The organism is Staphylococcus sp. B1(2026) (genome assembly GCF_058895785.1).
The window spans coordinates 1-7,772 of the sequence record NZ_JBZXTS010000058.1; the positions used below are offsets into that span (position 1 = coordinate 1).

General features: G+C 22.8%; 9 protein-coding genes and 1 pseudogene. All 10 read right to left on the reverse strand.

Annotated elements, in window-relative coordinates:
* Positions 1–186: 186 nt before the first annotated feature.
* Positions 187–672, reverse strand: coding sequence for a thioredoxin family protein (locus AC5EAH_RS07390; RefSeq protein ID WP_493494137.1), 486 nt, complete (start codon positions 670–672; stop codon positions 187–189).
* Between the two features lie 3 nt (positions 673–675).
* The gene (locus tag AC5EAH_RS07395) at positions 676–1,071 is read right to left on the reverse strand and encodes a thioredoxin family protein (RefSeq protein WP_493494138.1); all 396 of its coding nucleotides are present in this window, start codon (positions 1,069–1,071) and stop codon (positions 676–678) included.
* Between the two features lie 646 nt (positions 1,072–1,717).
* Complete coding sequence (locus tag AC5EAH_RS07400; protein ID WP_493494139.1) at positions 1,718–2,578, reverse strand: ABC transporter ATP-binding protein; 861 nt, start codon at positions 2,576–2,578, stop codon at positions 1,718–1,720.
* A gap of 5 nt (positions 2,579–2,583) precedes the next feature.
* Positions 2,584–2,973 (reverse strand): hypothetical protein, encoded by a 390-nt coding sequence (locus AC5EAH_RS07405; protein WP_493494140.1) that lies wholly within the window; start codon positions 2,971–2,973, stop codon positions 2,584–2,586.
* 16 nt (positions 2,974–2,989) lie between these two features.
* Entirely contained in the window at positions 2,990–4,399 is a 1,410-nt protein-coding gene (locus AC5EAH_RS07410) for an ATP-binding cassette domain-containing protein (RefSeq protein ID WP_493494141.1), read from the reverse strand.
* A 134-nt stretch (positions 4,400–4,533) separates the two neighbouring features.
* The gene (locus AC5EAH_RS07415; RefSeq protein ID WP_493494142.1) at positions 4,534–4,995 is read right to left on the reverse strand and encodes a cysteine peptidase family C39 domain-containing protein; all 462 of its coding nucleotides are present in this window, start codon (positions 4,993–4,995) and stop codon (positions 4,534–4,536) included.
* A gap of 616 nt (positions 4,996–5,611) precedes the next feature.
* Positions 5,612–5,806: pseudogene (locus tag AC5EAH_RS07420) on the reverse strand (IS3 family transposase); the annotation flags it as partial.
* The gene (locus AC5EAH_RS07425) at positions 5,746–5,892 is read right to left on the reverse strand and encodes a hypothetical protein (RefSeq protein WP_493494143.1); all 147 of its coding nucleotides are present in this window, start codon (positions 5,890–5,892) and stop codon (positions 5,746–5,748) included. The gene AC5EAH_RS07425 and the pseudogene AC5EAH_RS07420, both read right to left, overlap by 61 nt.
* 345 nt (positions 5,893–6,237) lie before the next feature.
* Positions 6,238–6,879 (reverse strand): hypothetical protein, encoded by a 642-nt coding sequence (locus AC5EAH_RS07430; RefSeq protein WP_493494144.1) that lies wholly within the window; start codon positions 6,877–6,879, stop codon positions 6,238–6,240.
* Between the two features lie 164 nt (positions 6,880–7,043).
* A partial coding sequence (locus AC5EAH_RS07435) for a hypothetical protein (protein WP_493494145.1) occupies positions 7,044–7,772 on the reverse strand: 729 nt, incomplete at its 5' end.

Here is a 7,772-nt window from a genome sequence, read left to right on the forward strand (position 1 = left end):
GTTCAGATAAGTGTTGACAATCCACGAGAAATAGTCATATAATTTAATATTATTTTATTTAACAATTCTTTATAAGGTAGTGTTAGTAATTACATCTTATTTATCTTTAATAACTTCTAACAAGTATTTAGAAGATCTTGTATTATCCCTATTTAATTAATATTTATTTGTTTATTCATATAATTTTCATTCAGCTAATTGATTTGATTTTATCCAATTCTCTAAATCCTTCGAAGAAAATCCACCTGTTTCTTCAAAATCTAATTTTGAGATAAGATGTTTATTATTATAAATTACTATACTAGGAGTTCCTTTGATACCATAAGATTTTTTAAAGTTTTCCCATAATTTTTTATCATTATAAATAGACTGAACATCCACATATAACATTGTTTTATTTAACCTATAATTATCTTCTATATATCCTACAAAGAATTTATTAAAATTGGTACAATCAACACAAGTGTCCCTTCCAAAATAAATAATTAATTTTTTACCAGAATTATAATCATCTTCAAAATTCTTTATTGTTAAACTATTCAAATGATTCCTTATATTATTTTCATCAGTTACATGTTTATCTACATCAAATATTTCAAAATAATTCATTGAAAATAATATATTAAAAATTAAACTAATCAACAAAAAAATATTTGTAAATTTTCTCACCATATTCTATTCTCCATTTTTGATAAAATGTTTTAAATCTGCTAGTGATTGATAACCCTCTAATGTTTTAATGACATTATCTCTTTTTATGATTACTGTTGGTGTATTATATACTTTAATCTTAGCTGCTTCATTTATAATTTCCATTTTCTTGGCATCCCAATAATAAATTTTTGTATTTGATTCTTCTTGATATTGCTTTAATACTTTATTATATGCTTGACATGCTTGACATGTCGTACTTCCATAATAAAGAATTTCATTTTTTTCAAGATAATCAATATCATTATTTTTTAAAAAAGAAAATTCGGGCTTAACATTCGTGATATGGATGGTAAATATAAAATATATAAACAAAACTATTGATATTGTTGAAAATAATAAGAACATTATTTTTTTCATTTAATACACCTTCTTTTTAAATAAATATATAGATAAAGAGAAAAATATTAGTATATATATACTAGGAATAGTAACGTATTGCAATAAATTTATTTGGTTAAATGAATCGGGAGACAAATAATAAAATAGTTGATAATTATATACTACAGTATCTCTAAATACAAAATTAATAATATTTGGGATTACCCACATTAATACTATTGAGTTTACTAATGCTATACCAGCTTTATTAAATATTACTAATAAGTTCATATTAATAACAAGATATAACGTGAATATTATCAAATATATCAACATGTCACTAATATTTATATATTTATAATTGAACATAATGAACATGCCGTTCAAAAGACAATATACACCAATATATTTGATATATATATATATAATTATATTACTTCGACTATAATATTCTAAATAATATCTTATAATCCCTTTTTCTAATATCTCTCCAAATAAAATAATAAAACTCATAGATAAATAAAATATGATAAACGTAGAATAAACTCTAAAAACAGAAGATGAATTTTCTATGTTTGAACTATATGTAGCAATAGAAAGTACAATTAAGTATATAATTATAGTTAACCAAAATGTTTTTTTGGAATAATTTTTAATTATTTCGGATTTTAAAAATTTAATCATTTTATTCACCACTTTCTTTATCTAAAATAAAATCACTAATATTATTAGTAGTGTCATAATATTCTATTACCTGTATATTGGAATTGATTAATTTGTTTAATGTTTTATAAATATCTTCTTCGTTTATAAATGCCTTTATTTTGATATATCCTTCTTCTGAGCTTTGTTTTTTTATATCAAGCATATTTTTTAATATTTCTTCAATATTTTCTGCTTTATTTATCTTCATTGTATATATTCTATTATGATCTTTTAAGTTGAGTTTATTCTCTATAACTCCATTTTTTAAGTACCATATACTATCAGAAATTTCACCCAATTCTTCTAATATATGACTAGAAACAATAATAATCTTACCTTCTATTTTTAATTTTATAATTATTTGTTTCAATTGATGTTTTGTTAAAATATCTAAACCATTGAAAGGTTCATCTAATAAAATAATATTACTGTCAGTCAATAAGATTCTAGCTAAACTCAATTTTTGTTTCATACCCAAAGATAACTCTTTAAATTTTTTATCTTTCGCATCTAATAATTTAACTTTTTTTAAAATATCATAAATTTCATCTAATGTTTTTACATTATCTTTGTTAATACTATTAAAAATTTTTAAATTATATAATACACTTAAATTATCGAAAAATGTAGGCGTTTCAATTGAAAAAGATAGCTTACTTTGTAAATCAATTTCTCCTGTATATTCAGTAATTAATTCTGAAATACATTTTAATAATGTTGTTTTTCCCGAACCATTATTTCCAACAAGTCCAATAATTTGAGGACTATCAACCGTTAAATTAATATCATTTAGTACAACTTGTTCTCCATATTTTTTACTTAAATTATTAATATTTAACATTATTTTTATCTCCTAACAAATGAAATTGAAAATTCTTTATCCCCTATTACTTTAATTTTTGTGTTTTCAACCAATTTTATCTTAGGACTTTCTTCATATATCACACCATTTTGCACAGGTTCAGGTTGTTTTTTTGCTTCTTTATATAAATCGTCAACTAAATAATATTTTTCATTGTCAATAGTTACCTCTCCTGCTCCTTGTTTTGCATATATAGCGTATTCACCTAATTTTAAATTTAAATCTTTTCCTACTTCATATTCTCCATTAGATAATACTACAAAATCTGACTCTACCTTTCCTATTCTTATATATCCTGTTCCATATAATTTGAATACAGCAGCAACACAAAATAATATTAATATAGATCCAATTATTAAATAAATCTTTTTCATTATTTTTCCCTTCTTTCTAGTAATCATTTAAACTAATTATATTATTTGCTATTTCATTAAAATCATTATCATGAGTAACTATTATTATTATAGATTCTTTCTTTATTTTTAATATATAGTCTAACAGTAGCTTTTTTGTTTTAAGATCTAAATTTGAAGTTGGTTCATCTAATATATAAACATCAGCTTTTTTATTTAAACAACGAGATAATAATACTTTTTGTTTTTCTCCCAACGACAAATTCTTTCCATTATAAAATATTTGTTTATCGATATTTAAATCAAATAAATTATTAATATCATTATTTGATTTTTCTTTGTAAATACTATAATTTATATTCTTCTTAATAGAAGAATAATTTAAATATTGTTCATAAGAAAAATAGCTTATTTTCGATAAAATATTATCTTTCTTATTATTTAATTTTTCGTGCTTATTATTATAATATATCACTTCACCATAAGTTTGTTTTAAAATACCCATTATTATTTTTAATAATGTTGTTTTTCCAGAACCATTGTCTCCTCGTATAATGGTTATATCCCCTTTTTTAAAAGTTATATTAATATTTGCCAATAAGCTGTTGTTAATATCATCAGTATAATTCAATCCTATATTTTCTAATTTTATTTCATTTATATTTATATCTTTATTCTTTATATCTTTTTTTAATTTTTCATTTAAGATTATCTTTTTTATTGAGTGATATCTCTCTAAATCTAATGATTTTTGAATAACAGGTTTTCCCAAATTGAAAATTAAATATACTAATAAAAATGACATGAAAATATAATCAAATGATATATTAAATGTAAAATATACAGCAAGAAATATATAAGTAAATATTAAAAATAAAACAATATACATTAATACATCATATATTATTAAAATACTATTTGTTTTTTTTCTATTTTTATAATCAGCACTTCCTATAGTTTCTAAAATTATATGTACAAAATTATATATTTCTTTTTGGTTAGAAAATATAATTCTATCTAACTTATTATTAATATACTCTTCAATAAAAACCGACAATTTTCCTATGCTATTAAATAAAAATTTATTATTATTGACTCTTTGGTTTATACTAGATTTATATAATATATAATAAAAACTCAATGATAATACAGTTATCAAGAAAATTATATAATCCATAAAAAACAATAAAACACACAATAGTGTAATATAGAATATTTCTACTTTTATTATATAATTTTTAATTTGAAAATCTGATGAATTAAAATTATTCCAAAATTTAATTAAATCATTATATATATTTTCATCTTTTAAATTTTTACTATCTATATCTTCTAAAAAGCTAAATGTTTGAAGTTCTTTTATATTTATAGATATATTTGATAAAAGTTTATCTTGATGAATCTTACTATATGAATATATTAACAATAATATCATTTCAAATACCATTACTAACACTAATTCTTGTAAACTTATATTTCTTAATTGATATATTATAAAATATTGTATAGAAAAGATTATAAATAGGGGTATTAATGTTATCATTGTTGTAGTATAGAACAATTCTAATTTATTTTTTAGTTTTATATCTTGAAATTTTTTATTTTTTTTTCAATATCATCTACTATTTCTTTAGTAATTACATCTTCAATAATAAATACATATCCTTTAAAATTTTGTCTTACAGATGAAATATTTAGATATTCTATTCCAGTCATCTCTGGATCAGATACAACAAGTTGTTGTTTTATTTTTTCATAAACTAAAACATAATGATTTTGTCCTTCTTTATCAATAACCATAATTAATGGTTTCTCATACAAAATATCATCAAACTTATCTACTTGATAGCTTGATCCTTCAATTCCATACTTGGCCAATAAATTCTCAATATCGTACAGGGATAATCCTTGATTAATATTTAAATTTGATATTTCATCTTCAAAATTCTCTTTATTAAATTTATTAAAATATTTTAATAAAGATTTTACAACAGTTATTCCACAATCTGATGTTTCATTTTGCATGTAATGAATATATTTCATATTTCCCTCCCGCTTGATAAAATAAAAAAGATGTAAAAAGATTACCATCCCCCCACATCTTAAAAGGTTCTATATACTATGATTAAAATTGGTTATCTTCGTTATATTAAATAGATAATGTTTAAAAATCTATCCCCAACAAATGAAGCCCCAACCTATACATACCCAACCAGCTTTAATACATTTTGTTTGTTTTTGAGATAATTTTTTCATGATTCTTTCCTCCATTTTTTTAAAATTAAATAACAATCTTGAAATTTTATTTGTAGAACCTTTTTACAATTTAATTATATAATATAATCCATTTTTTGTAAAGGCTTTCTTTTTATAAAAATCATAATTATTATAAAAAACATATCCCCTTCAGTTTATACTAAAATAAATAATTAAACTGAAGAAAAATATAATAAATGTAAAGCAAAGGTGAGTTTGAATATCACTAAACATCATTCAAATATATTAATTTTAAAATATAAACAAAAAAGAAAAATAACATTTCAATATATAACAGAGGAAAAATAAACTATTGTGCCATTATATATTGATAGCTAGTCAAAGAATTTATTGAAAATTAAAAAAAGCTTAATAGTAGACTTAAAAAGCGTCTTGACTATCAAACTCTAATAGCGATTGCGTTCGGTTGTTTAGAGATACGATATGAAATAATTTCATTGTTGAATAAATCCACAAAAGGATCTAAATAAAGTTTCTTCTGATGGATAGTACCTTCTGCATCTTTTACAAAATATTTCAATTTTGTTGTATCTGTTGTGATTTTTTGATGACAGATACTTGTATGGAAACGGCGATGACTTCTTTTCTAAATTTCTGCACCCAACTTGTGATTAAAGCAGAATTATTAATACCAATCTCATTAGCAACTTCACGATAAGACATCTCACTTGATAAATATAACTTTACCTCATTTATCTTAAATTGAACAGAGTGATTTGTATATGAATTCTTCCTTAAAAGACCTTCGACTCCAAATTGTAAATATGAATTTACCTACATTCTCACTATATGTTTATATTTAATTTGATATTTATTAGCTAGATAATTGTAACTTCCTTTTCCTATAATATATTCTTGAACAATCTTCTTTTTTAATTCTAGACTATATTTCACCCTAAAAAAACCAACCTCCAAATAGTTAAATTTTTGGTCTAACTTTTTGGAGTTGGTTCACTTTTCAGGACTTTTTTATTTAGAGGCTAGTTTTTTCCCAGCCCCATTTAAAATTTATCTTACCGCCTTTGTTGCTGGCAATGTTTTTTTAGGTGTATTAGATTCTACATTAATCTTGTGATTAGTTTTTGATTCATTAGAAATAATTTGTTCTTCTTTAGTTGCTTTTTCTTGTTTCTGTTCATCTATTTTTTCTGAAGCGTCAGCAACAACATCATTATTTTTAGTCACTAATAGTTTACCTTCAGAAGAAATATTGACAATTTTATCATCCATTTTAAAAGCAATCTCTTCTGGCTCTAAAATCTTCCCAAACATTTTTTGCGTATAAACATGAATTGTATATGGCGTATCTAATTTAACTCGACTAAGATCAAAAGATATATTCACAATACCTGACTTATTATCTACAGCTTCAATAGAACTATCTAATTCATCTCTCGAATCTGTTACACAAACATATAACTCATTAACATCATCAAATGTAAAATTAAATTCTTTTTCTTGATTAATCTTTACTGGCAAAGTAACTATATTACCACTGTATGTCGCTGTCCCTTCTGCAACAAATGTTAAACTAGAAGCCGAAGCACCATTATAATCTTGAGGATAATTAGCATAAGCATTACCACCTAAAAACAACATACCAGCTAATGTACACGTACTCATAGTTATTAATATTTTTTTGTTTGTCATTGTTATCGCTCCTTTAAAAACTTTAAATTTCATAGATATAATATAAATGAATATCACAATATCTACCATGACATCTATGTCACTATTGATTATATTCTATAGTAAGCAAAAAAAGACTTCACATTACCCTTCCGTAACATAAAGTCTGTTATTACTATTCAAATTTACAATCCGTCCAGTTTTCTTTCATTTCTTAAATTTTTAACAAATAAGTCATCACCAAACATTTTAGCTAAACGTTCTGTTTCGTCATACAATGCTCTTGCTTTATCCCTATCTTTTTCAATATAAAGATAATGTTTAATCTCTACTAAATTAATATTAGGTTTCACAGAAAACATGCGAGTTTTATTAATAATATTATTAGCATGTTCAGCAATTCTCATCGTATACTTATAATCACTATGACATACCCCTACACCTGCAATATGAAGTAATATATTTAACAATCTCCCATTATACTCATCATTATCTGATATAGATTGAACAAATACCTTATCTACTAAATCTTCATATAATTCATCTATCGGATGATCTTGAATATATTTAAAATAAAAATCTAATATTTGTAAATCATTCATTGAAAGAGATTGTTTATGAATAATTTGTTGAAATTCTTCTAAATATTGTTCTTGAATAGGTGGTACTTCAATTCCTGATGATATATCTAGGCGTTTTTCTACTAAATCCAGTATCATCAACTCATCTTCTGACAACACTTCCATATATTGACTATAAATTTTATCAATTAACTTATATTTTTCGGCTATTCTTTGCTTATCTTTATAATGCGGTGTTTTGATTAATTCATATTTCAATTGATAGTAATCTTTTGGAATAACGGCATTGTCGTCTAATAAATTTGATAATTGGTTTGGGTATACTAATATAGA